A 26752-nucleotide genomic window follows, 5' to 3' on the forward strand; every position below is an offset into this window, starting at 1 on the left:
CCCCCTTACTCCCACTCAATAGTCGCCGGTGGCTTGGATGACACATCATAGGTCACCCGGGACACACCGGTAATCTCATTGATAATCCGGTTGGACACCGTTTCCAGCAGGTCATAGGGCAAGTGGGCCCAGCGGGCGGTCATGAAGTCGATGGTCTCGACGGCGCGCAGAGCAATCACATATTCGTAACGACGGGCATCCCCGACCACACCCACAGACTTCACCGGCAGGAACACCGCAAAAGCCTGACTGGTTTTGTGATAAAAATCGGCACGATGCAGCTCCTCCAGGAAGATGGCATCGGCACGGCGAAGAATGTCCGCGTATTCCTTTTTCACTTCACCCAGGATGCGAACACCCAGCCCCGGTCCGGGGAATGGGTGGCGATACACCATATCGTATGGCAATCCCAACTCCAGGCCGATGCGACGAACTTCGTCCTTGAACAGCTCACGCAGCGGCTCCACCAGCTTCATTTTCATGGTTTCCGGCAGGCCGCCCACATTGTGGTGAGACTTGATCACATGGGCTTTGCCAGTCTTGGACGCCGCGGACTCAATAACGTCCGGATAAATAGTGCCCTGGGCCAGCCAGTTTACATCGCGAATACTGGCAGCCTCTTCATCGAACACATCGATGAAGGTGTTACCAATAATTTTACGCTTCTTCTCCGGATCCGCTTCGCCCTTGAGCTTGGACAGGAACAGTTCCTCGGCGTCCACACGGATCACCTTCACGCCCATGTTGCTGGCGAACATATCCATGACCTGATCGCCTTCGTGCAGGCGCAGCAGGCCATTATCCACGAACACGCAAGTCAGCTGGTCACCGATGGCCTTATGCAGCAGCGCGGCGGTCACGGACGAATCCACACCACCGGAGAGACCGAGCAACACTTTGTCATTGCCCACCTGTTCACGAATCTGCTGTACAGCATCGTCAACAATCTTGGCAGGCGTCCATAGCGCCTCGCAGCCGGAGATATTCAGTACGAAATGTTCCAGAATGCGCTTACCCTGAAGGGTGTGAGTCACCTCCGGATGGAACTGTACGCCGTAAAGGTTACGGCTGAGGTCCTGCATGGCGGAGATCGGGGCACTCTCGGTGGAGGCCAACAGCTCAAAACCGTCCGGCAGGGCAACCACCTTGTCGCCGTGACTCATCCACACGTCCAGCAGGGACTCTCCGTTCGCTGTCAGATGATCGGTAATGTCCTGCAACAGCGGTCCGGCGGCCCGCACCTTGACCTGGGCGTATCCAAATTCACGCTTGTCGGAGCTGGCCACACGCCCACCGAGCTGTTCGGCCATGGTTTGCATGCCATAACAGATACCCAGAATCGGGATACCCCGATCAAACAGACCTTGCGGAGCACGGGGACCACCAAGCTGGGTGACAGATTCGGGACCACCAGCGAGGATAATGCCTTTGGGATTAAATGCGTCGAGCTCTTCATCGGTGATATCAAAGGCCTTGATCTCACAGTAAACCCCGATTTCCCGCACGCGGCGTGCAATCAGCTGGGTGTACTGGGAACCAAAATCGAGAATCAGAATGCGGTGGTCGTGGATGTTCTGGGCCATGGAGTCCTCGGATCAGAAATAATAAGCGCGGCCCAGCCCCTGAGCCGCGCCCGGAACGGCGTGATTAGCCGACTCGGTAGTTGGGTGCTTCCTTGGTGATGGTCACATCATGAACGTGACTCTCACGCATACCCGCGTTGGTGATGCGAACAAATTGCGGTCTGGTACGCATTTCTTCCATGGTCGCACTACCGGTGTAACCCATGGAAGCCCGCAAACCACCCATCAGCTGATGGACGATATTACGCATCGGCCCCTTGCAGGCAACCCGGCCTTCTATACCCTCCGGCACCAGTTTCTCGATACCCTTGCTGGCATCCTGGAAATAACGGTCACTGGAGCCCTGCCCCATGGCACCAAGGGAGCCCATGCCGCGGTATGCCTTGTAGCTACGGCCCTGGAACAGCTCGACCTCTCCCGGAGCCTCATCGGTACCCGCGAGCAGGCTGCCGATCATCACACTGTGTGCCCCTGCGGCAATAGCCTTGGCTATGTCCCCGGAGAACCGGACACCACCATCGGCGATCAGTGGCACCCCGCGATCTTTCAATGCCGCTGCCACGTTGGAAACCGCGGAAATCTGTGGAACACCAATACCGGCAACGATACGGGTGGTACAAATGGAGCCAGGGCCAATACCCACTTTTACCGCATCCGCGCCGGCGTCAGCGAGAGCAATGGCGGCATCAGCAGTGGCGATGTTACCACCCACCACCTGGACCTCCGGGAATTTTTCCTTGACCCAGCGTACGCGGTCAATCACGCCCTTGGAGTGACCGTGGGCCGTATCCACCACGATCACATCCACACCGGCTTCCGCCAGGGCGGTAATGCGTGTTTCGGTATCACCGCCGGTACCCACGGCAGCCCCGACCCGCAGGCGCCCCTGTTCATCCTTGCAGGCCAACGGGTAATCCTTGGCTTTCTGGATGTCCTTGACGGTAATCAGCCCCTTGAGCTCGAAGTCATCATTCACCACCAGCACTTTCTCAATGCGATGGCGATGCAGCAATTCTTTGACATCGTCAAGGCTGGCCCCTTCCCTGACGGTAACCAACTTGTCCTTCGGCGTCATGATGTCCGACACCGGGGTGTCCATGCGGCTCTCAAAACGGATATCACGCCCGGTCACAATACCCACCAGGTCACGGCCATCCACCACCGGCAGGCCGGAGATGTTGTTAGCCATGGTAATATCCACCAACTCACGTACGGTGGTTCCCGGAGCCACCGTGATGGGGTCTTTCACCACACCACTTTCAAACTTCTTGACCTTGCGAACGGCCGCCGCCTGTTGCTCGACGGTCATGTTTTTGTGCATGATGCCGATGCCACCTTCCTGTGCCATGGCGATGGCCAACTCGGCCTCAGTCACTGTATCCATTGCCGACGACACCAATGGAACATTGAGAGTGATGCCTTTGGTCAGCTGGGTTTTCAGGCTGACCTCGTGGGGAAGAACTTCCGAAAATCCTGGGATCAGCAGAACATCGTCAAATGTAAGGGCTTCTTCGGCAATTCGCAGCATTGGGATCCGCCTTTTGAACATGCTAAGTTGGGAATTCACCTGCTGCGCCAAGTATGGCGCAGCAAAGCAAAAACCTTAATCGAGCTATTATAAATGGGCGTGGGTGGACAGTAAACCGGCGCTGTTTGAACCTTCGATTGCATCTTTTTGAATTTCCGCTATTTTTGCCCTTCATTTTTTCGGCTATTGCGTATATTGAAACAGGGAGTCACACATTGAATACCCCCTTTCAGGATTCCCGCCCCCGGGCATTAAGTGTCAGCGAACTGAATCACCAGGCGAAACACCTGCTGGAAACCAGTTTTATGCAGGTCTGGGTGGAAGGCGAATTGTCCGGATTTTCACGTCCGTCGTCCGGGCACTGGTATTTTTCCCTGAAGGATCGCAAATGCCAGGTCCGTTGCGCGATGTTCAGGGGCTTCAATCAGCGCATTCGTGAGTTGCCTAAGGAAGGTGACCAGATAAGAATTCGCGGCAAGGTGACGCTGTATGAAAACCGGGGGGACTTCCAGATTATCGTCGAGCACCTCGAGCCCGCCGGCCTGGGCGCACTTCAGCAGGCGTTCGAGGAACTGAAGAGAAAGCTGCAACTTGAAGGGCTGTTCGACGTTGCCCGCAAGAAGGCACTGCCCACACTCCCCCACCACATTGGCGTGATTACCTCACCAACCGGCGCCGCCATCCACGACATTCTGACGGTTCTGGCCCGCCGATGCCCGGCCATACCGGTCACCCTTTACCCCACGGCTGTGCAGGGTAAGGCGGCTACCGCTGACATTGTCCGCGCCATTGAACAAGCCCAATCCCACGGTGTAGCCGACGTGCTCATTATCGGTCGCGGTGGCGGGTCACTCGAGGATCTGTGGTGCTTTAACGAAGAGGCTGTCGCCCGGGCCATCGCCAACTGCAGGATTCCCACGGTAAGCGCGGTTGGCCACGAAGTGGACGTGACCATCGCTGATTTTGTGGCCGACCTCAGGGCGCCGACCCCGTCCGCCGCAGCCGAGAAAATTTCCCCCGACCAGAGGGAATGGGCAAGGCAGATGGAGGAGCAAGAGATCCGTCTCGCCAATGCCGTGCGGCGTGCGCTGCAGCGTCTGGAAACACGAATGCAGCATCTTGCAGCCCGGCTCAGGGACCCCCGGCGTGAACTCATGGATAAGGCCCAACGCATGGATGAGCTCGACATGCGCCTGAGTAAAGCCATGACGAACGCCCTGGGGCAGCGGAGCCTGCGCGCGGATCACTTGAGGCAACGCCTGCTGATGCAGTCCCCCGGTCGTCGACTGGAGCATGCCAGGGACAGCTTACTACGCCTGCAGGACAAGCTGGACAAGGCTATCCGGCTACGCCTTGACCGTCACCACGACAGGCTGAGCCATACCGGTCAGACGTTGCACGTGGTAAGCCCGCTGGCCACACTCGGCCGGGGCTACGCCATTACCCGACGGGAAAGCGACGGCACCATAATTCGGGACGCCAACGAAGTCGCTCCCGGCGACATTATCAACACCCGCCTGGCCAAAGGCGAGCTCACCGCTATCGTGAAAGAAGTCCACTCTTCCGGGGAATAGCGTAACTAAGCCTATGGTCTAGTAGTCCTTCCCATCAAACCGCCTACAGTTGTCGTTAACATCATTAAAACAACAACAGGATCATGAGGTAGATGGTATGGATTATAACTCTGAATTCAGGCGTTCGATCGACAAGCCTGACGAGTTCTGGCGAGAACAGGCGGCGAATATCGACTGGCTCAAAACGCCCAAGACCATCTGGCAGGCAACCGACAATGGCCACGGAGAGTGGTTTCCCGATGGAGAGCTCAACACCTGCGATGTCGCCCTTGACGCAAACATCCGCGCAGGCCGCGGCGCTCAGGCTGCCCTCATCTACGATTCACCAGTAACCAACACCCAGAAATCCTACACCTATAATGAGCTGACCGCTGAAGTCGCCAGATTTGCCGGAGCACTAAGAGACCGGGGAATTGCCAAGGGTGACCGCGTGATCATCTACATGCCGATGATACCGGAAGCTGTGGTGGCCATGCTTGGTTGCGCCCGGATCGGTGCCATACACTCCGTGGTCTTTGGCGGGTTCGCTGCCCACGAGCTGGCTGTGCGTATTGACGATGCCCAACCAAAAGCCGTTATTACCGCCTCCTGCGGCATAGAAATCACAAAAGTCATTGAATACAAGCCGTTGGTAGACAAAGCCATCGACCAGGCCAGCCACAAACCGGAATTCTGCATTCTGTATCAACGCCCACAGGTAACAGCACACCTGCAGGAAGGACGGGATTATGACTGGTCAGAGCTGACTGCCAACGCCCGGCCGGTAGAGCCGGTCCCGGTCAAATCCACCGATCCGCTCTACATCCTTTACACGTCCGGCACCACAGGCAAACCCAAGGGGGTGGTGAGAGACAACGGCGGCCACGCAGTCGCCCTCCGCTACAGCATGAAGCTGGTTTACGATGCCAAACCCGGCGATGTTTACTGGGCCGCCTCAGACGTGGGCTGGGTAGTTGGACACAGCTACATCGTCTATGCCCCCCTGTTTGCCGGCTGCACGACCATTCTTTACGAAGGCAAGCCGGTCAGGACACCGGACGCAGGGGCATTCTGGCGGGTGGTCCAGGACCACAAGGTCAACATGCTGTTTACCGCGCCAACGGCTTTTCGCGCTGTGCGCAAGGAAGACCCCGAAGCGGACCAGCTCTCCCGCTACGATATCAGCTCTCTGAAAAGGCTGTTCCTGGCCGGCGAGCGTCTGGACCCCGCAACGTACGAGTGGCTGCGGGAGCAGACCGGCCTGCCTGTACTGGACCACTGGTGGCAGACCGAAACCGGCTGGGCCATCTGCTGCAATCCGGTTGGCATTGAAATGATGGCCACCAAACCAGGCTCCGCCACAGTTCCTTCCCCCGGCTTCAATGTCCAGGTCGTGGACATGGAGGGCCACCAGATGCCTGCCGATGAGCAGGGGCAGATTGCCGTCAAACTTCCGCTGCCACCTGGCTGCATGACGACGGTTTGGGGCGACGATGCGCGCTTCCGAAAAACTTACCTTGAACCCATCAAAGGCTTCTACAGCTCCGGAGACGGTGGTTTTATTGACGATGACGGCTACGTGTTTGTCATGGGCCGAACCGATGACGTTATTAACGTCGCGGGCCATCGCCTGTCGACCGGGGAAATGGAAGAGGTCGTCGCTTCTCACCCGGCCGTTGCCGAATGTTGTGTGGTTGGCATCCAGGACGAGATGAAAGGCCAAATCCCCGTCGGCCTGGTTCTCATCAAGGATGGAGCCACCATTGACCACGATGAGCTGGAAGAGGAACTGGTGGAAATGGTGCGTGAAAAGATCGGCGCCATCGCCTGCTTCCGGCGTGCCCTGGTTGTTGAGCGCCTGCCGAAAACCCGTTCCGGAAAAATACTCCGGCGGGTTATCCGCCAGATAGCGGACGGGGAAAACTACGCAGTGCCCAGCACTATTGATGACCCGGCGATTCTGGACGAAATCAGCCAACATTTCCGGAACTGAGCGTTCACCAACGGCAACCCGAATATCCCGGTCCGGAAAAGACCGGGATATCCGGTGACGATTTCGTGACAAGCCGTTGTTTTTGCTGCCTTAAAAACCTGCAGAAAAGTCATCAAAAAGCGTTGACGACCCGGAAAGTCGGTCTATACTGAAATTGCTGTGAAAATACAGCGGTATTTGGTGAAAGTGCTCCAACGTCCTGCCGCAGTGCTCTTCGTTGTCCCTTCCTCAGTACGCTCGGATTTCTCAGCATCGGTATAACTCCAGAAAAACCGAAGGTCCCGTGAGGGCAAAATTTCAGGAATACAGGAAAGATCAATGTCTGATACAAAAACCGGCCACGTTAAGTGGTTTAACGAGTCCAAGGGCTTTGGCTTCATCGCTCAGGATGGTGGCAGTGACGTTTTCGTTCACTACAGTGCAATCAATGCCAGCGGTTTCCGTACCCTGACCGAAGGTCAGCAGGTACAGTTCACCGTAACACAGGGCCCGAAAGGTCCTCAGGCGGAAAACGTAACCCCGGTCTGAGGTTACGCGACCGCTTTTGCCCCTCACGGGCAATGGCAATAACAGGTGTAAAAAAGCCGGCTCGCGCCGGCTTTTTATATGGTGGTCAAAGGGCACATCAGGCGCCGGCGGATTCCACCGCTTCCTCCACTGCAGTATCGGCCGGGACATCAACGACCTGTGCCACAGCGGAGAACAGCGCCTGAAGCGTGGCGGATGTAGTATCTTCCGCCAGCGCCGCGGCACTGCAATGAGTCCCGTTGGCTGTCAGACGGATGCAGGCCAGTGCATTGGCATTGGTGCCTTCCCCCAGAGCAAACTCGTCGTACGCTTCAACAGCAACTTTCACACCATACCGCTCCTCCAGGGCTGCGGACACCGCTTCCACTGCACCCAGACCGCGTCCCTCCAGCCGAACCGGGTGCTCCTGTCCCATGCTGACTACGGCCATCACACCGTCTTCGTCGCGATGCAGGTCGTAGGAGGTCAACGCCCAGGCCTTATGCACTTTCAGGTATCGCTCCTCAAACAGGCGATGAATGGTCAGGGAATCAATTTCCCCGCCGTTGATCTCGGCCTCGCCCTGCACCACTTTACTGAATTCGATCTGCAACCAGCGTGGCAGGGTGATTTTGTAATCACGCTCCAACACGTAGGCCACACCACCTTTACCGGACTGGCTGTTGATACGCACTACTTCTTCATACCGGCGGCCGAGATCCCTGGGATCGATGGGCAGGTAGGCAACGTTCCATACGTCGCCATCCTTGCGCTTGGAAAGACACTTGCGAATGGCATCCTGATGGCTGCCGGAGAACGCAGTAAAGACCAACTCGCCCGCGTAGGGATGGCGAGGGTGCGTTGAAATCTCGGTACAGGCCTCGACAACCTCGGTAATCTCCGCCATGCCGGACAGATCCAGCGTCGGATCGATACCCTGGGAGTACAGGTTCATGGCCATGGTCACCAGATCCATATTGCCAGTGCGCTCACCGTTCCCCATCAGGGTGCCTTCCACCCGGTCCGCACCGGCCATGACCGCCAGTTCCGCGGCCGCCACCGCACAGCCACGGTCATTGTGGGTGTGAACACTGATACTGATGTGCTCACGGTAACGAACCTGATCACAAATCCATTCGATCTGGTCGGCAAACACGTTGGGGGTCGCCATCTCCACAGTCGCCGGCAGGTTGATAATCACCGGTTGGCCCTGGTCCGGACGCCATACGTCGTTGACGGCATCAATCACTTCGGCGGCAAAATCCAGTTCGGTGCCGGTGAAGCTTTCCGGCGAATACTGGAAGGTCCAGTCAGTTTCCGGGTGACGCCCCGCGATTTCCTTGACCAACCGGGCTCCGTTGACCGCGATATCCCGAATGCCATCCCGGTCAAGGCCAAACACCTGCTCCCGCTGAACAGTGGAGGTGGAGTTATAGACATGGACAATCGCCTGCTTCGCTCCCTGCAATGCTTCGTAGGTCCGTTCAATGAGTTCCGGGCGGGCCTGGGTCAAGACCTGGATTTTCACATCCGACGGAATACGATCCTCTTCAATTAACTTGCGGCAAAAATCAAAATCCGGCTGGCTGGCGGCTGGAAAGCCGATTTCGATTTCCTTGAAGCCCAGCTTCACCAGCAAATCGAACAGACGCTGCTTCTGAGCAACAGACATAGGTTTAACCAGTGCCTGATTACCATCACGAAGGTCCACCGCACACCAGGTGGGCGCTTTTTCAATCACACGATCCGGCCAGCGACGATCTTTCTTGGCAACCGGCGTAAAAGCAACATACTTGCGATGATCAAATGCCATAACGTCTATTCCTTGCGCTTTTCTGGGGACAATCTATGTATGGTGTACAGATTAACCGGGTTTCCGGGACAAATGATTGCTATTTTTCATTTTCAACCTAGAATTTTAGTCATTTCTGCTAATCTATCAAAACAGGACGCAATATTATGCCGGACAAACCTGGCGCCCTCATTAAAATCGACAAAACCGACCGCAGGATCCTGGAACAATTGCAGCAGGACGGCTCCCTTACCAATCAGGAACTCGCGGACAAGGTGGGGCTATCCCCCTCACCCTGCCTGCGTCGGGTCAGGGCTATGGAGGACGCCGGTGTTATCGTGCGGAAGGTGACCATCCTGGACCATAAAAAGCTGGGGTTATCACTGACCGCCATTATCCTGATTGGCATGGATCGCCACACGCCTGAACGTTTTGCAGCCTTTGAGGAGCAGGTGGCGGAATATCCGGAAGTACAGGAATGCTATCTGATCACCGGCCAGGATGCCGACTATATGCTGAAAGTTGTGGTGCCGGATATGGATCATTACCACCACTTTCTTCTCAACCGCATCACTCGCATTCAGGGGGTCAGCGGCGTTCACTCCAGTTTTGTGCTGCGTCGGGTGATCGACAGCACCGCGCTGCCCCTTGGTTATTTATCCTGATCCGGGGTCATTATTGACAAATGAGTTCCCGCAAATAAGCCCTCACCATACATTTGAGCTCAGAAACCAATGGGCGCGCCTGCTCTTCTGGCAATGTCGCCGCCAGCCTCAAAACAGACCCGGCGGACCGGGGCACCATCAGGCAAGCGTTCCAACGCCGGTCGTCGGGAATGTGAGGGTATTCCTCACTCAACCGGGCATCCAGATCCCTGGCGTTATTGTAAAGCTCCCGAAGATCCAGCTCGTGCAATTCAGGCATGGCCTCAACTCCACTCCAGATCGCAGAGTAAGCAGGTTCGGTCCTGTAGAACTCATAAAAGAGATCAATTAATACATCAACAGCATCCACCATGCTGACCTCGCCCAGCCGCTCCCGCAATGCGGTTTCCATGCTTTCAACATGGCGTTCCGCAATCGCTTTTACGATGGCGACCTTGTTGGGGAAGTAACGATACAGAGAGGCCAGCGACATATCGGATTGCCGCGCAATGGCCGACATACTGGTGCTGTCCACGCCGATCTCATGGAAAATCGCAGCCGCATGTTCAAGGATGGTGTTCACGCGCTCGCGGCTTCGGGCCTGGACAGGTTTCCGGCGCGGGGTGACACTAACGGATGCTTCTGTGTTGTCTGCAGTCATATAACCACTCGATCTGTACCTTGGGTGACAGGCTCCGTACAATAACCACCACTTTACGACAAATAAAGGGCCGGGTGCGCCATATAGCGCCTGTCCATTAGTCGAAGAACCTTCACAACCTCATACGGAAGACACAATGCGAGCAAGCCGTTTCCTGATTGCTACCCTGAAAGAAACACCCGCGGATGCCGAAGTGATCAGCCACCAGCTGATGCTCCGGTCCGGGATGATCCGCAAACTTGCCTCCGGCCTCTACACCTGGCTGCCAATGGGCCTGCGGACCCTGCGCAAGGTTGAGCGTATCGTGCGGGAGGAAATGGACAAGAGTGGAGCTCAGGAAGTACTGATGCCAGCCGTGCAGCCGGCGGAGTTATGGCAAGAGTCCGGGCGCTGGGAGCAGTACGGCGGGGAACTGCTGAGAATGAATGATCGTCATGGCCGCGATTTCTGCTTTGGCCCGACCCACGAAGAAGTCATTACCGACGTGATTCGTAACGAGCTGAAGAGCTACAAGGAGCTGCCAGCCAACTTTTACCAGATCCAGACCAAGTTCCGTGACGAACGTCGTCCGCGTTTCGGCGTCATGCGCGCCCGGGAATTCATCATGAAGGACGCTTACTCCTTCCATTTGAATGCGGAGTCCCTGAACGACACCTATGAGGTCATGCATCGCACCTATTGCGCCATTTTTGATCGTCTCGGTCTCGACTACCGCCCGGTTCAGGCCGACTCCGGAGCCATCGGCGGCAGTGCTTCCCATGAATTCCACGTGCTGGCGTCGTCCGGTGAGGACGACATCGTGTTCAGCAGCGACAGTGACTATGCCGCGAACATCGAGAAAGCCGAAGCCGTTGCCCCCGCTGGTGATCGCCCGGAACCATCAGAAGAGCTGAAAGAAGTATCAACGCCGGACCAGCGTACGATCGACGCCCTTGCAAAATTTCTGGGCATAGACGCTACCCGCACAGTGAAAACCCTGCTGGTCAAAGCCGAAGAAGACGAGAACGGCGAGTCCGGCCTGGTGGCCCTGATCCTCCGTGGTGATCACACCCTGAACGAGATCAAGGCCGAGAATCTGCCCGGTGTTGCCGAGCCGCTGACCATGGCCACCGATGAAGAAATCGAGAAGGTGATTGGCTGCAAGGCCGGTTCCATCGGCCCCGTAAAACTGCCGGTACCAGTAATCGTTGACCGAAGCGCCGCGCACCTGGCGGACTTCGTCTGTGGTGCCAACAAAGAAGGCTTCCACCTGACTGGCGTTAACTGGGGCCGTGATGCAGAGATCGACCGTATCGAGGACCTCCGCAATGTGGTCGAAGGCGACCCTAGCCCGGACGGCAAGGGCACTCTGGAAATCCGTCGCGGTATTGAAGTCGGCCACATTTTCAAGCTCGGAAACAAATACAGCACGGCGATGAATGCCACTGTGCTGGACGAGAACGGCAAGAGCGTCATTCTGGAGATGGGCTGCTATGGCATCGGTGTTTCCCGGATTGTGGCAGCCTCCATTGAACAGAATCACGACGACAGGGGCATCATCTGGCCTGAGTCCATAGCGCCCTTTGAGGTCGCCGTGGTCACCCTGAACGCCCATAAATCGCCAGCGGTCGCGGAAGCCGGGGAGAAACTGTACAGCCAGCTTCGTCAGGCGGGTTTTGATGTTCTCCTGGATGACCGGAAAGAACGTCCGGGCGTGAAATTCGCCGATATGGAACTGATCGGCATCCCCCACCGCTTTGTGGTGTCTGACCGTGGCCTGGAGGCGGGCACCCTGGAATACAAGGGCCGTCGTGATGCCGACAAACAGGACGTCACTCTGGATGAAGCCCTGCCTTTCCTGATTAACGTCTCGCCACGAAAAGGGCTCTGAGACAGGTACCCGACTGGTGCATTGGGGTTACACCCTCAATGCACCATCCAGCGGGATAACGCCGGGTTCCATTTCCAGCGCGACCCCAAACCGCGCCTGGACGTCTTGTCGGATACGCTCCGCCAACGCAAGCACATCCGAGCCAGTGCCTCCCGAATGATTGATCAGTACCAACGCCTGGCGATTGTGGACCCCAACCCGATCATTACGAAAGCCCTTCCAGCCACACTGATCAATGAGCCAGGCTGCCGCCAGCTTGGCCGTCTGGTCGCCCGGATACCCGGGCATCTCCGGGTATGCCAACTTGAGTTCTTCCCAGACCTTCAGGTCCACCACGGGGTTCTTGAAAAAGCTGCCGGCGTTGGGAATCTGCTGGGGCTCCGGAAGCTTACGACGACGTACCGCCATGACCGCCTGGGCAACATCCTGGGCCGTCAGGGCTGACTTATCCGCGCCTTCAAAATAATTGGCCAGATCTGCGTACCCCAGGGATAACTCTCTGGACCGGCACAGGCGCAGGCGCAACTCGGTGATGACGTAGCGTCCGGGCTGATGCTTGAACAGACTGTCCCGATACCCAAAATCACAGTCTTCGTTGGCCAGAACCACCCATTCCCCGGTTTTACGGTCGAAAGCCGTAACACTCACCAGGGTATCCTTCAGCTCCACGCCATAAGCGCCAATATTTTGCACCGGGGCCGCCCCCGCTGTTCCAGGAATCAGGGCCAGGTTTTCGATACCACGATACCCGGCGGAAGCGGCATAAAGTACAGACTCGTGCCAGTTCTCCCCTGCCCCCAATACCAGCACGGCAGAGTCCCCATCAACCTGTTCCCAGCGCCGGCCGGGTATCGACATGTGCAACACCAACCCGTCAAAATCACCGGCAAAAATCAGGTTACTGCCACCTCCCAGAATCAAAGTGGACAGGCCTTTCTGTGCTGCCACCCCAAGCAGGCCCTGAAGATCCTGGCCTGAGGTTACTTTCGCAAACCAACGGGCACTGGCCGGGATGGCCATGCTGTTCATCGCCGTCAGACTGACGTGTTCATCAAGCTCTGGTGGAAGACTCAAGCCTGGCGCCTCCGTATCGCATTCAGGAGGCCCTCACTGGCGTCTTCAATGAGATCCAGCACGGTTTCAAAACCCTGGTCTCCACCGTAATAGGGATCGGGCACTTCCTCGTACTCACTACGCCCATAACTCAGGAATAACTCGGGTTCCGTACCACCGTTCTGGCGCCAGATGTCCCGCACATCCGCAAGATTCTGTCGGTCCATCACCAGAATGTAATCGAAATGCTCAAGGTCACTGACGCGGAACTGTCGGGCACGAAGCCCGGAAATATCGATACCGCGCTGACGGGCCTTTTGCTGGGCGCGATCGTCCGGTGCCTTACCGATATGCCAGTCTCCGGTACCGCAGGAATCGATATAGACTGCCTCCTCCAGACCCGCCTCACGGACTGCGCGGCGAAAGACCCCCTCGGCGCTGGGAGACCGGCAGATGTTACCGAGACAGACAAACAGAACCTTAACCGGTTGTCGCACCGTCATACGTCCCTTGCCTCCACTTCCATCCATTGTCTGAGCCGCTCCAGATCGGCTTCAGTGTCGACGCCCGTCGGTGGTGTCTGAGTTGCTTCATCCACGTGAATTCGCGCACCGTTATACAATGCCCTCAACTGCTCCAGAGATTCAGTCATTTCAGTAGGTGCCGGAGCCCAGCGAACAAAGTCCGTCAGTAACCGCACACGGTAGCCATAGATACCGATGTGGCGGTAGTAGTCCACTTCCTCGGGGATGCTGACTGTCCACAATGACCAGTCGCCATCAGTCCAGGCATCCCTGGCCCAGGGTATGGGCGCACGGCTGAAGTAATGCGCCATGCCCTGATGATCAAATACCACTTTCACCACGTTCGGATTGAATACACTGGCCACATCCGTGATTTTCTCACACAGCGTGGCTATGGCTGCCTCGGGAAAGCGCTCAAGGTTGGCTGCCACCTGATCAATCAGGGACGGCGGGATAAGCGGCTCATCTCCCTGGACATTCACCACCCTGTCATCCGGGGCAAACTGCAGCTTGCGCGCCACTTCCTCCAACCGGTCCGTGCCACTGACATGGTCGGGCGAGGTCATAACCACTTCCGCACCGAACCCACGGCACGCAGACTCAATACGGCTGTCGTCCGTGGCGATAACCACGCGACCGGCACTGCTCTCCCCGGCACGTTCATAAACATGCTGGATCATCGGTTTCCCGGCTATATCTGCCAAGGGTTTTCCGGGCAGGCGTGTGGAGGCGTAACGGGCTGGAATCACCACCGTAAAAGACATGGAACTCACCTATCAGCGTTTATAGAGGCGCTCATCAGTGGACAGGGTACGGGCTTCCGTAGCCAGCATGACCGGAATACCCTCGCGGATTGGAAACGCCATGGCATCCTGGTAGCAGATCAGCTCGGTTTTTTCCCGGTTCAGTTTCAGGTCCCCTTACAGACGGGACAAGCCAACATGGCCAGCAACTTCTTATCCATTATGCGCTCTCACAGGTTCATCAGTCGTTAAAGAATCCTTGCATTCCTGCACACGGGCCAGGAATGCTGCAGTAAAAGCCTCTGGCAGTTTTGCCTGCACCGACAGCACCCAGGCATTATCCGGAGCAATATCACGGCATTTTACCGCATCCTTGGCCGTCATCAGCAGCCAGTCACCGCCACCTGCCTGTAGGTCCGAGGCTCGAAACTTGTGGTGGTCAGCGAAGGCTGTCGCAGAAACCCGGGCTCCGAGTGCTTCCAGTGTAGCGAAAAAACGCCCCGGATTACCGATACCCGCAATAGCCTGCACCGGTTTGTTACGAAGACAGTCGAGCGACGCCGCTTCACCGGTCTTCAGGTTACGTAACTCCACGGGCTCAAGGGTCATAGTGAACTGGGCGGGATGTTCCAGTTCTTCCAGAGTGCCGCCATTGGTGACCACGAAATCCACGCCCGAGAGCCTGTCCAGTGGTTCGCGCAAGGGGCCAACGGGAATACCCGCACCGTTGCCGATGCCCCTCTCGGCGTCAAACACTACCAGCTCGATATCCCGGGGCAACCGATAATGCTGCAGGCCATCGTCACAGATCAGAACGTCTCCAAGCTGATGTTCAAGCGCCCACAGGGCACCGCGCTTCCTCTGGGGGTCCACCACCACGGGGCAACCGGTTTCCAGCGCCAGCATCACCGGCTCATCACCGGCCACTTCGGCACGGGTTTCCGCTTTAACCCGCAGGGGGTAATCATTGGAACGACCGCCGTATCCCCGGCTCAGAATCACCGGCCGCCAGCCTTGCTCTTTCAACAACGCTACAAGCCGGGCTGTCAACGGGGATTTCCCTGTCCCACCCGCCGTAATATTACCAACCACGACAACCGGTACCGGCAATGGCTCGTCCTTCACCTGCCAGGCTTTGCGTCGCCGCCCCTCGGCCACCGTCCGATACAGCCAGGCTAACGGATACAACGGCCACAGAGGCCTGCGATGGCTATACCAGAGCCTGTCTGTCAGCGTGGTCATGCCTGCTCGCTGAACTGCATCTGATGCAACTGGGCGTAGGCACCGTCAGCCGCCAGAAGCTCTTCATGCCGACCGGACTCGACGATCTGGCCGCCATCCATCACCAGGATGCGATCGGCCTTCTCAATCGTCGACAGGCGGTGTGCAATAACCAGGGTGGTCCTGCCCTGCATCACCGTTTCCAGTGCCTCCTGGATGTGTCGCTCGGATTCGGTATCCAGGGCCGAGGTTGCTTCATCCAGTATCAGGATCGGCGCATTCTTGAGCAACGCCCGGGCAATGGCCAGGCGTTGCCGCTGACCTCCAGAGAGCATGACACCATTGTCCCCGATCATCGTGTCCAGCCCGTCAGGCATCCGGTCAATGAATTCCAGCGCGTGGGCCTTGGCGGCAGCCTCGCGGATTTTCTCACGGCTGCAATGACGCAGGGCACCGTAGGCGATGTTAGACGCTATGGTATCGTTGAACAGCACCACGTTCTGGGTCACCAGGGCTATCTGCGCACGCAACGACTGAAGGGTGAACTCCTTGAGGGAATGGCCGTCTATGCGAATGTCTCCGCCAGTGTAGTCATAGAAGCGGGGCAACAAACTGACCAGGGTGGACTTGCCACTACCTGAGCGACCGACCAGAGCTACACTCTGGCCCGCCGGGATATCCACCGAGATGCCAGTCAGCACGTCATCCAGTTGATCCCGGTAACGAAAGGACACACCATCAAACGTGATGTCGCCGTTCACCCGTGTTGGGCTGTAGGTGCCGCTATCGTGCTCGGGTTCTTCGTCCATAGTACCGAACACATCGTGGGCAGCAGCGACACCCTTCTGGATTTTCGCGTGCACAGACGTCACCTGACGAATCGGTTTGGCCATCGTGGTGGCAGCGGTTATGAAGGCGATCAGTTCACCGGTAGTCATCTCGCCGCGAATTTCCGGCGCCAGCATAGTCCAGACCAGCGCCGCAATGGCTACCGCCACCAGGACCTGAATAACGGGGACGCTGATAGCCTGGGTGGAAGCCATTTTCAGGCTCTGCTTCAGGTTACGTTCACTGACATCCTGGAATCGCTCGCGTTCGTAATCCTCGCCACCAAAGGTGCGAACCACGCGATACCCGGAAATGGACTCGGACGCCACATGAGTGATATCCCCCATGGATCCCTGTATTCGCTTGCTGATCCTGCGGAATCGTTTGCTGGCGTAGTTGACCACCAGCCCGATAATAGGCCCCACCGCCAGGAATACCAGGGTCAGCTTCCAGTTGGTGTAGAGCATAAAACCCAGCAGGCCGAGTATGGTCAGACCTTCCCGCAGGGTGATCGTCACCGCATTGGTGGTGGCCTCGGCAACCTGCTCGACGTTGAAGGTGAGCTTGGAAACCAGGCGTCCGGAGGCGTTGTCATCAAAATAACGGGAGGGCAGGGTCATCAGCCGGTCGAAGACCTGATTTCTCAGGGCATTAATAACCTGGCGCCCGACATAACTGATGAAATACTGGCTCAGGAAGGTACCCACACCACGGAAGGCAAACACACCAACAATCAGCAGGGTAAGCAGGATCCGGTTCTGTTCCGTGGGATTCTCGATGGCTAGAATGACGTATTCCATTGCCGCTGCCATACCCGTGGAGGCCGCGGCATAGATCACGTTACCGAGAACCGCCAGCGAGAATGCCAGCCAGAATGGTTTGACGTAGGCCAGCAGGCGCTTATAGGTTGCCCAGTTAGAGGCGCCCTGTGATTCGCTGGCGTCGGCCTTGGCGGATTCACTCACTGCCCATCAGCCTCCCGCTCAGTGGTAATGCTCAGTTTTGCAAATCCCAGACGGCCGGCCACATCCATTGCCCTGACCACAAATTCGTGGGGTGTCCGGGCATCGGCGGTGATCACATAAGGCAACGAGTTATCCCCTTCCGAGAGCTCCCGCACCGCCCGTTCCAGGGTTTCCCGACGATTATTGACCAGGGTTCGGTCGTTGAGGATGTACTGGCCCTCGGCGTTGATCACCACATCGATCTCCCGTACCTCGGCCTCTGCACGCGCTTCGGCACTCGCTTGTGGTAGCTCCACCTGCAGGTGGCTCTCGCGGGTGAAGGTCGTGGAAACCATAAAGAAGATCAGCAGCAGAAACACCACGTCGATCAACGGCGTCAGGTCTACTCCAACCTCCTGGCTTCTCTGGCGCTTGAACTTCACGGCGTTCAGGCTCCTTCCACGTCGATTTCACGGTCACCGTGGACCACTTCCACCAGCTTGATGGCTTCCTGTTCCATGCCCACCACCAGCTCATCAACGCGACGAATGAAATAACGGTGGCCAATCAATGCCGGGATGGCAACACTCAACCCTGCCGCAGTGGTAATCAACGCCTCTGAGATACCGCCAGCCAGGTTGCCTGCGTTACCGACGCCGGCCAACTGAATTTCGGCAAATACCTTAATCATCCCGATTACAGTGCCCAGAAGGCCCAGTAGTGGCGTGATGGTGGCTACGGTACCCAGGGGGTTAAGGAAACGCTCCAGGTCATGGATAACCTGACTGGCCTCATGTTCGATACTTTCTTTCATGATCTCGCGACCATGTTTGGCGTTCATCAGCCCGCCCGCGAGAATTCGGCCAAGGGGAGAAGAACCCTGCAGGGCCTTGAGCTTACGGCCATTCAGCTCTTTTTTCTTGATCCAGCGCCAGAGTTCATTAATGGTCTGGGGAGGAGCTACCCTCGAGGGCCGCAACGTCCAGAAACGTTCAAGGATTATGGCAAGTGCCAGGATGGAACAGGCTACAATTGGCACCATCAGAATGCCACCGGCTTTCAACAGCTCGAACACGCTTGGTCTCCCTGATTGTTAACAAGCCGCGCTACTTTAGCATAGCTGCCGCCGCAGGCCACACCCGTTGTGTCACGGTATTTTACAATGCCCACCAATCCGTTACGGGCCGCCGAATCCAGAATGGTGTTGACTGCCTTTGCTGCTCTACTCCGATGCCACTTTCGCCCATTACCAGTCGGATTGCGCCAGAATATGCGGTATTCAGTTGCTCGCTTCCTGCCAGCCGGTAGCGGTCAACCACGGACGGATGAGGGTGCCCGAACCGGTGCCGATACCCGGCGCTGTATATCACCAGATCCGGATCAAGCCACTGAACCCAGGACCTGGAAGAAGAGGTTTTGCTACCGTGATGGGGTGCCAGGACAACCCGGAAGGCCCCCGTGTGGGGCCACTCCGAAAATGGGCGCTGAGCCGGCATCCGGGACTCCACATCCTCGGAGATATCCCCGGGTAACACTACCTCGACGGTCCCGTCCGGACTTGTGACAGTCACAACACAGGAAGTGTCGTTGGAATCCGTAGCTGTTGTTACTCCCGGGTTCCGCCAAAAGCTCAGCGTGAGCTCACCAATGTGTCGGACCAGCCCCGGGCGACAAAGCTCGGGCACCGGCCCGGCTTCCCCCGAACGCGCAGACACTCGATCCGGCTCTCCGGCAATAACCTCTGCTACGGACAACGTAGCGAACAACCGGGGCAAACCTCCGGCATGGTCACTGTCGCCATGGCTGATCACCAGCGTATCGATGGAACTCACCCCCAGGCTGGCCAGATTGGGCACCAGGACTGATTCGACAGCGGAGAAAACACCAGGGATGGAAGGCCCGGTGTCATACAACAGAACCTGATCCTGGTGACGAACAAGCAGCGATAACCCCTGACCAACATCCCATACCCATACTTCCGGCACCTCTACCCAGCGGTTTTCATTAAGCACTTCAAGCCGGGGCAACAGCAACCAGGGCACCGCCAACATGATGATAACCAGGCGCATCCGCGATGACGGCACAACAAGAGCAAGGATAGCCAGCACAGCAACCCCGAGGGCCGCAGGAACGCCGGGATTGCCACTGGGCAGGTCCAGTGAGGACAGCCATTCCAACATGCTCCACAATACTCCGAGGACCAGGTCATAACTGCCCAACACCCACGCCTGGCTTTGCGGCAGCAACCATACCAGCGCAGCTCCGCTCATCAATACTGGCATGACGACGGCAGAAACCCAGGGAATAGCGAACACATTGGCCAAGAGGCCCGAAACGGGCTGTCCCTGCCCCAGCGCAGCCAGCACCGGCCACAGACCGGCAAACACCGCTACCTGCGCGAGCGCCAGCGCCCCGCCCCAACCCGGGCTGGACAAACGCCGGGAGAACACCAACACCAGCACCGTGACGGCTCCGAAGGATAACCAGAACCCCTGATCAAGCGGCGAAAACGGATCCGTCAACAGCACCAGGAACAGGGCCAGCACCAGGCCCTGCCAGGGCGACACCTGACGCCCATGAACCACCACCCAGCCCGCAACCAGCACCATCACCAGCGCCCGGCGCGTCGGAACCGTGAAGCCGGCGGCAAGGCTGTAGGCAATACTGGCCAAAGCGACAGAGACATAGACCAGGTAGCGCCCGTGACGCGGGGTAAGTATCGATCCCGGCACCCAGAGCAGCAGATTTCTAACCAGAACCCCCGCACCAAGGGCAATCAAACCAAGATGCAGGCCGGAAATGGCCACCAGATGGATGGTGCCGGTGGCCTTCAGAACCTCCCAGTGGCCGGGCGTCATTTCTCCCCGGTAGCCAATCAGCAGAGAAGACACCAGCGGGTAGTGTCTGGCTTCGCCCATGATGGCAGCCACGCTATCAGCCAGCTGTTGCCGCCACGCCATATAGTCGCAATGCAGGTTACATGGCACCGACTCATCGGAGTCGACGCCCCGGATTGTTCCAGTCGCCCGGAACCCTTTTCGGTACAACCAGGTTTCATAGCGGAACCCGGCGGGATTGATCGCGCCGTGCGGCCGCTTGAGTGAGACCTTCAGGCGAAGCCGGTGGTCCGGAAGGGATTGGCCATCACGGCCATACCATGCCAGCCGCATCTTGCCCGGGAACGTGGTGCTTTTTCCAACGGAACCTTCTGGAAGATGCCACTGGGTAACACAAAAACTGAACCTCAGACTGTTAAAACTTCCTTCCGTGGGAATTTCACACAGATAGCCTGAAACTTCGACCACCTCGCCTTCCAGTTCAGTCGGGAAAACTTGTTGCAGACGCACGGATGCATGCCAGGATGACCAGGTCAGGCCAACCAGCAGCCAGACCAAAAGCAGGGCGAGTGTGGACAGCCGCCGTGAGGGCAACGCAAAAGCCCCATAAAGTACTGACAGCAGGGCAACAATCAGCCACTTCAGAGGTGGCACGACCGGGAAGGTATAAAGTAAGATAACGCCGCAGGCAAAAGCGACAAAACTTCCGGACAATCCATGTCCTCCTGATTATTCCCTGGCTCCGGCAAGACATCATGTCCCGGGCTGTCATTCTGAGAAGGCAGAACTTCCAGATGCCAAAGAAGTTCATGAAACGATACTTACCAACGCCCGATCGAGTCAGGGCGATGGAGTCGCTGCGCTTTCTCGGCGACATCCTTCATGAACCCAATCTGTGGCACATTAACCGTCACAGCGTCTCCCGCGCCTTTCTGGTAGGCATTTTCCTGGGCGTTATCCCGATGCCATTCCAGATGCTGGCTGCTGCATTCTTTGCCATCTGGTTCAACGCCAACCTGCCCCTGTCCGTGGTGCTGGTCTGGATCAGCAACCCGCTGACCATGCCGCCGATGTTCTACTTCAACTACAAGATTGGCGCCTGGATTCTGGACCGACCGGTGCTCAATTTCGAGTTCCAGGTGTCCTGGTCCTGGATCAGTGAACGGATTCTCGACATTGGCATTCCGCTCTACCTGGGCTCACTGATCATTGCCACCCTGTCCGCCTGCCTCGCCTACCTGCTGATCCAGTACCTGTGGCGCCGCAAGGTACGCTCTGACTGGCAAGAGCGGCGCTTGCTCCGTCGCCGCAAGCGCTAGCTGTCGGCGTGGTGTTCAACCAGTAACCGCCCCTGTTCCAGACGCAATACCCGCCCGAGACTCCGCGCCATGCCCATGTCGTGGGTTACCATCACGAACGCGATCCCCAACTGATCCCGCAGGGACTCGATCAATTGTCGCACGCCCTCACCAGTGTGTTCATCCAGGTTCCCGGTGGGCTCGTCCATCAGCACGCATTCCGGCTCGTTAACCAATGCCCGGGCAATCGCCACCCGCTGACGCTCACCACCCGATAACTCTCCCGGTTTGTGGCCAAGACGCTCACTCAGCCCCACTTTCGCAAGCACAGCTCTGGCCTTATCCCCGGCGGCCTTCACGCTCATGCCACCAAGAGCGCAAGGCATCATCACGTTCTCGAGGGCAGTGAATTCCGGAAGCAAATGATGGAACTGATAGACGAACCCCAGGTGCCGGTTACGAAACCTTGCTCGCCCAGCCTCGCTCATGCGATGAATGTCGTGATTGCAAATGGAAATGTGGCCGGAGGACGGCCGGTCAAGTCCGCCGAGCAGGTTGAGCAGGGTGGTTTTCCCGGCACCACTGCTGCCAACAATCGCCACCGTCTCGCCAGCCCCGACCTGCAGCGAAATGTCGGAAAAAATAGTGAGCTTTTCCGGCCCTTCGTTATAGGTACGAGTTACCTGCTGACAGTCAATCACCAGAGAATCACCAACCGTCGGAGTGATCACATCATTCATAACGCAGGGCCTCCGCCGGATCGATTCGAGATGCCCGCCAGGCGGGGTATATGGTCGCCAGGAGACTCATAGCCAGGCCAGCGCCACTGATAATAGCCACATCCTGCCACTGTAACTGCGACGGCAGATAACTGATGAAGTACACGTCAGCACTCAGGAACTGGTGCCCCAGAGCCCCCTCCAGCCAGGAAATGAAGGCACTGATATTCAACGCCCCGACAACGCCGAGCGTGGTACCAACCAACGTGCCAAAGATGCCAATGACCCCACCCTGAATGATAAAGATCCGCATGATCCGCCCGGGGGTAGCCCCCATGGTGCGCAGGATGGCAATATCCGCGGTTTTATCGGTCACCACCATGACCAGGGTCGATACAATGTTGAAGGCGGCCACCGCCACAATAAACATCAGCAGCAGCCCGATCATGGTTTTTTCCATGCGAATCGCCTGGAACAGGTTGCCGTGGGTTCGGGTCCAGTCGGAAATATAATAGCGGCCATCCAGCCCCCGGGCCGCCTGTTCTGCGACTTTCGGAGCCGCAAACAGATCATCCACCAGCAGCCTCACCCCCTGGGCTTCACCGCCGGTGCGCATCAACTTTGCCGCATCATCCATATGAATCAGCGTGTAGTTGCCATCCAGTTCCGCGCCAACGCTGAAGATTCCCTTGACCGTAAACCGTTTGAGCCTGGGCAGCACCCCTGCCGGCGTGACGGAAGCCTCTGGCAACACAACGGTGACTTTGTCACCGATCTGCAACCGTAGGCTGGATGCCATCAGCCGACCGACAATCATGCCGAACTCGCCGGATTTCAGGTCGTCCAGACTGCCTTCAAGCATGTGGTCCTCAATGATGGAAACGCTGCGCTCCTGTTCCGGCAGCACGCCATTGAGCATCACCCCCCGAACATCACCGCCACCAGTGACCATGCCCTGGCCCTGGATAAAGGGGGCGGCGGCAAGCACACGGGGGTGCTCCTCGACCTTCGCGTCGACAGTTTCCCAGTCCCGGAGCTGATCCGCCCCCTGAATAACCGCATGAGGAACCATACCCAGGATGCGCTGCTTCAGCTCACGGTCGAAACCGTTCATCACCGAGAGCACGATAATCAACACGGCAACACCGAGCATCAGCCCGATCATCGAGGTGAGTGAAATGAACGAAATAAAGTGATTGCGCCGCTTTGCCGCGGTGTATCGCAAACCAACATACAACGATAAAGGTCTGAACATGAGGAGGTGCCTGTTGCTACCTTCGGGTCATTCGGATTTCCGGCCACACGACTGCCTGGAAACTGCTAAACTTTTCAACATAAACAAAAAAATTGCTGTGCTTACGGAGCCGTGATGCCCTCACGAACACCTAACACCTCTCCAGATCCAGATACCTCTCCGTCTGAGACGACTTCGGATCGCCGGGATTTTTTCCGGATCGAAGACCGCATCGGTCTGGAAATCCGCAAGGTTCCGAAAAACGCCGAGGAAGGATACGATCCTTTCAATGGCGATCATCTGGACAACCTTCGCGCTGACCTGAAAAGACTGGACCAGGATGTCCGGGTCCAACTGGCCAACCTTGCGGAGCGGGACCGCCTGCTGACCTCTCTGATCAAGTCACTGAACGGGAAGCTGGATACGCTGGCGCGCATTATGGCCTTTGAGCAAAATCCGTTGCAACCTGAGGACTGGCAGGATGTTACGCTCAGTGAAGGTGGGCTGGCTTTTCACAGTGCCACGAACGCCTGGTCCGGGGGTGATATGCTGGCGGTGAGGATGACGCTGCCTCCCGAACTGTTTCAGCCCCGGGCTATTGCCCGGGTACTCCAGACGGTGCCCGATGACAGCGGCGGCGCCTGGGTTCATACCGAGTTTACCGATATCCATGACAGCGACCGCCAACAAATTGCCCGACATGTGATGCGCTGGCAAATCCGGCAACGTCAAAACATGTAAACTGTCGAAAACGTGTGACTTTTGCTAACGTTTTTCGGATATTACGTTTTATTCATGTCTTTCAGATGCCTTACTGCGCAACTGCGCATCAAGATTCCAGGGAGTACAACACCGATGAAAAAACCTGTAACCCGTCTGTTCGGCGCCGTAGTCACCGTGGTAGCCCTGGGCCTGTCCCCGATGACGTCAGTCATCGCCGATGAAGTAAAGATACCGGTTGGATCCCAGGCTGAACGGTCGGAGGCAGACCTTCCCCGTACCGGCATGAGTCAGGCCAGCGTCCGCGAATCCTGGGGAACGCCCCGGGAAACCAGGGGCCCCGTGGGTGATCCGCCCATCTCACAATGGCATTACGATGGCTTTGTCGTCTATTTCGAAGGCAGTCATGTTATCCACACGGTATTGAAACAAAGCCGCTAGCGGATAAAACAAATTTCCTTCATACACATCCTGACGCAACGTCGTTCGTTGGTTAGAATGACGACTTTTTGCAATAGGTGGCGATAAATTGACTTCCAGACCTGTGTTGCCCGCAGAGTGGGCCCCCCAAAGCGCGGTCATGCTGACCTGGCCGCACGCCGGTACCGATTGGTTCAGCATTCTTGAGGAAGTGGAACCCGTTTTTATGGCAATCGCCAAGGCGGTACTGAAACGCGAACATCTGGTGATCAGCTGTGAGCACGTGGCCCGCCTGCAGGAACTGGGCCAGCAGCTATCTGCCTACGCAAGTGACCACGGGCTACCGGGTCGCGTCATCACGGTACCGGCCCCTGCCGACGACACCTGGGCCAGGGACCATGGCCCGATTTGCGTGGAAACGCCAAATGGCATGGCGGTACTGGATTTCCGGTTTAACGCCTGGGGTGGCAAATTTCCCTCGCAAAAAGACAATGCCCTGAACCAACACCTCCACAACGCTGGCGTTTTTGGCACAACCCCCATCATGCCCGTGGATTTTGTGCTGGAAGGGGGGTCCATCGAATCCGATGGACAGGGAACCATCCTGACCACCAGCGAATGCATGTTAACACCGACCCGGAACCCGACACTGGATCGCTCAGCCATAGAAAACCTGTTGTCCGAAACCCTGGGGGCTGACCGTGTGTTGTGGCTGAACCATGGCTACCTGGCCGGGGATGACACTGACAGTCACATTGATACTCTTGCCCGTTTCTGCGCGCCCGACCATATCTGTTATGTCGCGTGTCCGGATGTCGCCGATGAACACTACAGTGCCCTGGCGGCGATGGAAGAAGAGTTGCAGCAGTTCCATCAGGCGGATGGCTCTCCCTACAAACTGACCCCACTGCCCTGGCCCGATGCCATCCTGGATGATGACGGGCAACGCCTGCCAGCCACTTATGCCAACTTCCTGATCATCAACGGGGCGGTCCTGCTGCCGGTTTACGACGTACCCCAGGACGATGAAGCCATTGCCATCATGCAGAGCCTGTTTCCCGAGCGGGAGATCGTCCCGATCAATTGCCGGCCCCTGATCCGTCAACACGGCAGCCTGCATTGCGTCACCATGCAACTGCCCGCAGGAGTGGTAACCCCATGACCGGCACCAATCGTTCCGCACTCAACGTAGCAGCCATTCAGCAAGCCTCCAGCCCGGACAAGGCCGCTAGCCTTGCGACCAGTGAGATGCTGATCAGGCAGGCGGTATCCGAAGGCGCGCAGTTGGTCGTGCTACAGGAGCTGCACGCCACCCTGTATTTCTGCCAAACTGAGGACACCTCGGTTTTTGAGCTGGCCGAGCCAATCCCGGGCCCGACCAGCAACCACCTTTCGGCACTTGCCGCCGAACTCGACATCGTGCTGGTGGGCTCCATCTTTGAACGGCGCATGAACGGCGTCTATCACAACACCGCTGTGGTATTCGAGCGAGACGGCACCATTGCCGGCATCTATCGCAAAATGCACATCCCGGATGACCCGGGATTCTACGAAAAATTCTACTTTACCCCCGGGGACGCCAGTTTCAACGATGGTCGCAGTGGCTTTACTCCGATTGAAACTTCCGTTGGCAAACTCGGCGTCCTGGTGTGCTGGGACCAGTGGTATCCCGAAGCCGCACGACTGATGGCGCTGGCCGGTGCCGAAATCCTGATCTACCCCACCGCCATTGGCTGGGACACGACCGATGAAGCAGAAGAGCAGGCACGGCAATTGGAAGCCTGGGTCACCGTACAGCGGGGCCACGCCGTCGCCAACAACCTTCCGGTGATCGCCCCGAACCGGGTTGGCACCGAGCCCGACCCGTCCGGCCAGTCCGCTGGCATTCGCTTCTGGGGCAACAGCTTTATCTGCGGCCCCCAGGGTGAGTTCCTGGCGAGGGCGGATGACCGCTCGGAATCCATCCTGCACGCTGCCATCGACCGAAACCGCAGCGAATCGATACGACGTATCTGGCCGTATCTGAGAGATCGACGCATTGACGCCTACAGCGACATCCTCAAAAGGGTACGGGATTGAA

General features: G+C 57.5%; 24 protein-coding genes and 1 pseudogene. 10 read left to right on the forward strand and 15 right to left on the reverse strand.

All coding sequences use genetic code 11. From position 1 onward, the window contains the following. Positions 1-5: 5 nt before the first annotated feature. A complete protein-coding gene (guaA, locus tag EHN06_RS11835) occupies positions 6-1583 on the reverse strand; it encodes a glutamine-hydrolyzing GMP synthase (RefSeq protein WP_127332773.1) in 1578 nt (525 codons plus the stop codon). Positions 1584-1647: 64 nt separating this feature from the next. After that, on the reverse strand, positions 1648-3111 hold the full coding sequence (gene guaB, locus EHN06_RS11840; protein WP_127332774.1) for an IMP dehydrogenase: 1464 nt from the start codon (positions 3109-3111) through the stop codon (positions 1648-1650). A gap of 215 nt (positions 3112-3326) precedes the next feature. Here guaB and xseA point away from each other — a divergent pair, with 215 nt between their 5' ends. The 3 genes from xseA (at position 3327) to EHN06_RS11855 (ending at position 7185) form a co-directional block, all read left to right on the forward strand. Beyond that, on the forward strand, positions 3327-4685 hold the full coding sequence (gene xseA / locus EHN06_RS11845) for an exodeoxyribonuclease VII large subunit (RefSeq protein ID WP_228257291.1): 1359 nt from the start codon (positions 3327-3329) through the stop codon (positions 4683-4685). Between the two features lie 97 nt (positions 4686-4782). After that, entirely contained in the window at positions 4783-6657 is a 1875-nt protein-coding gene (locus EHN06_RS11850; RefSeq protein WP_127332776.1) for a propionyl-CoA synthetase, read from the forward strand. A 318-nt stretch (positions 6658-6975) separates the two neighbouring features. Beyond that, positions 6976-7185: a cold-shock protein gene (locus EHN06_RS11855; RefSeq protein ID WP_008169155.1), complete on the forward strand. Its 210-nt coding sequence runs from the start codon at positions 6976-6978 to the stop codon at positions 7183-7185. Between the two features lie 97 nt (positions 7186-7282). On the opposite strand, the gene leuA is transcribed toward EHN06_RS11855, so the two are convergent. Continuing rightward, complete coding sequence (leuA, locus tag EHN06_RS11860; protein WP_127332777.1) at positions 7283-8977, reverse strand: 2-isopropylmalate synthase; 1695 nt, start codon at positions 8975-8977, stop codon at positions 7283-7285. Positions 8978-9123: 146 nt separating this feature from the next. Between leuA and EHN06_RS11865 the strand changes: the two genes are divergently transcribed. Then, positions 9124-9621: an Lrp/AsnC family transcriptional regulator gene (locus tag EHN06_RS11865; RefSeq protein ID WP_127332778.1), complete on the forward strand. Its 498-nt coding sequence runs from the start codon at positions 9124-9126 to the stop codon at positions 9619-9621. 10 nt (positions 9622-9631) lie between these two features. Here EHN06_RS11865 and EHN06_RS11870 read toward each other — a convergent pair whose 3' ends face one another. Next, positions 9632-10261 carry a TetR/AcrR family transcriptional regulator gene (locus tag EHN06_RS11870; RefSeq protein WP_127332779.1) on the reverse strand — a complete coding sequence of 210 codons (630 nt, stop codon included), beginning with the start codon at positions 10259-10261 and terminating at the stop codon, positions 9632-9634. A gap of 136 nt (positions 10262-10397) precedes the next feature. On the opposite strand from EHN06_RS11870, the gene EHN06_RS11875 reads away from it, so the two are divergent. Beyond that, the gene (locus EHN06_RS11875) at positions 10398-12131 is read left to right on the forward strand and encodes a proline--tRNA ligase (protein ID WP_127332780.1); all 1734 of its coding nucleotides are present in this window, start codon (positions 10398-10400) and stop codon (positions 12129-12131) included. A 27-nt stretch (positions 12132-12158) separates the two neighbouring features. On the opposite strand, the gene murB is transcribed toward EHN06_RS11875, so the two are convergent. The 9 genes and pseudogenes from murB to EHN06_RS11920 form a co-directional block, all read right to left on the reverse strand. Continuing rightward, a complete protein-coding gene (murB, locus tag EHN06_RS11880) occupies positions 12159-13205 on the reverse strand; it encodes a UDP-N-acetylmuramate dehydrogenase (RefSeq protein ID WP_127332781.1) in 1047 nt (348 codons plus the stop codon). After that, positions 13202-13687, reverse strand: a complete 486-nt coding sequence (locus tag EHN06_RS11885; RefSeq protein WP_416332524.1) for a low molecular weight protein-tyrosine-phosphatase — start codon at positions 13685-13687, stop codon at positions 13202-13204. The genes murB and EHN06_RS11885 overlap by 4 nt, the downstream gene beginning before the upstream one ends. Next, a complete protein-coding gene (gene kdsB / locus EHN06_RS11890) occupies positions 13684-14472 on the reverse strand; it encodes a 3-deoxy-manno-octulosonate cytidylyltransferase (protein WP_127332782.1) in 789 nt (262 codons plus the stop codon). The genes EHN06_RS11885 and kdsB overlap by 4 nt, the downstream gene beginning before the upstream one ends. A 12-nt stretch (positions 14473-14484) precedes the next feature. Further along, a pseudogene (locus EHN06_RS11895) lies at positions 14485-14672 on the reverse strand (Trm112 family protein). Further along, positions 14665-15693, reverse strand: a complete 1029-nt coding sequence (lpxK, locus tag EHN06_RS11900; protein ID WP_127332783.1) for a tetraacyldisaccharide 4'-kinase — start codon at positions 15691-15693, stop codon at positions 14665-14667. The pseudogene EHN06_RS11895 and the gene lpxK overlap by 8 nt, the downstream one beginning before the upstream one ends. Next, complete coding sequence (msbA, locus tag EHN06_RS11905; RefSeq protein ID WP_127332784.1) at positions 15690-17465, reverse strand: lipid A export permease/ATP-binding protein MsbA; 1776 nt, start codon at positions 17463-17465, stop codon at positions 15690-15692. The genes lpxK and msbA overlap by 4 nt, the downstream gene beginning before the upstream one ends. Beyond that, positions 17462-17887: an ExbD/TolR family protein gene (locus tag EHN06_RS11910; protein ID WP_127332785.1), complete on the reverse strand. Its 426-nt coding sequence runs from the start codon at positions 17885-17887 to the stop codon at positions 17462-17464. Before EHN06_RS11910 ends, msbA begins: the two co-directional genes overlap by 4 nt. A 5-nt stretch (positions 17888-17892) precedes the next feature. Further along, a complete protein-coding gene (locus EHN06_RS11915) occupies positions 17893-18519 on the reverse strand; it encodes a MotA/TolQ/ExbB proton channel family protein (protein WP_127332786.1) in 627 nt (208 codons plus the stop codon). Between the two features lie 82 nt (positions 18520-18601). Further along, a complete protein-coding gene (locus EHN06_RS11920) occupies positions 18602-20995 on the reverse strand; it encodes a DNA internalization-related competence protein ComEC/Rec2 (RefSeq protein ID WP_127332787.1) in 2394 nt (797 codons plus the stop codon). Positions 20996-21075: 80 nt separating this feature from the next. Here EHN06_RS11920 and EHN06_RS11925 point away from each other — a divergent pair, with 80 nt between their 5' ends. Then, entirely contained in the window at positions 21076-21600 is a 525-nt protein-coding gene (locus EHN06_RS11925) for a DUF2062 domain-containing protein (protein ID WP_127332788.1), read from the forward strand. On the opposite strand, the gene EHN06_RS11930 is transcribed toward EHN06_RS11925, so the two are convergent. Both EHN06_RS11930 and EHN06_RS11935 read right to left on the reverse strand, forming a co-directional pair. Next, positions 21597-22319, reverse strand: a complete 723-nt coding sequence (locus tag EHN06_RS11930; RefSeq protein ID WP_127332789.1) for an ABC transporter ATP-binding protein — start codon at positions 22317-22319, stop codon at positions 21597-21599. The two genes, EHN06_RS11925 and EHN06_RS11930, sit on opposite strands and share 4 nt — an antisense overlap. After that, complete coding sequence (locus EHN06_RS11935) at positions 22312-23553, reverse strand: lipoprotein-releasing ABC transporter permease subunit (protein WP_127332790.1); 1242 nt, start codon at positions 23551-23553, stop codon at positions 22312-22314. The genes EHN06_RS11930 and EHN06_RS11935 overlap by 8 nt, the downstream gene beginning before the upstream one ends. A gap of 114 nt (positions 23554-23667) precedes the next feature. On the opposite strand from EHN06_RS11935, the gene EHN06_RS11940 reads away from it, so the two are divergent. The 4 genes from EHN06_RS11940 to EHN06_RS11955 all read left to right on the forward strand — a co-directional run bounded on the left by EHN06_RS11940 (position 23668) and on the right by EHN06_RS11955 (position 26751). Continuing rightward, positions 23668-24273 carry a PilZ domain-containing protein gene (locus EHN06_RS11940; RefSeq protein WP_127332791.1) on the forward strand — a complete coding sequence of 202 codons (606 nt, stop codon included), beginning with the start codon at positions 23668-23670 and terminating at the stop codon, positions 24271-24273. A gap of 114 nt (positions 24274-24387) precedes the next feature. Then, positions 24388-24693, forward strand: coding sequence for a hypothetical protein (locus tag EHN06_RS11945; RefSeq protein ID WP_127332792.1), 306 nt, complete (start codon positions 24388-24390; stop codon positions 24691-24693). Between the two features lie 88 nt (positions 24694-24781). Beyond that, on the forward strand, positions 24782-25834 hold the full coding sequence (locus EHN06_RS11950) for an agmatine deiminase family protein (protein WP_127332793.1): 1053 nt from the start codon (positions 24782-24784) through the stop codon (positions 25832-25834). After that, entirely contained in the window at positions 25831-26751 is a 921-nt protein-coding gene (locus EHN06_RS11955) for a carbon-nitrogen hydrolase (protein ID WP_127332794.1), read from the forward strand. Before EHN06_RS11950 ends, EHN06_RS11955 begins: the two co-directional genes overlap by 4 nt. The last annotated feature ends 1 nt before the right edge of the window (position 26752 follow it).

Origin of the sequence: Marinobacter sp. NP-4(2019) (assembly GCF_003994855.1) — a bacterium.
Classification (GTDB): domain Bacteria; phylum Pseudomonadota; class Gammaproteobacteria; order Pseudomonadales; family Oleiphilaceae; genus Marinobacter.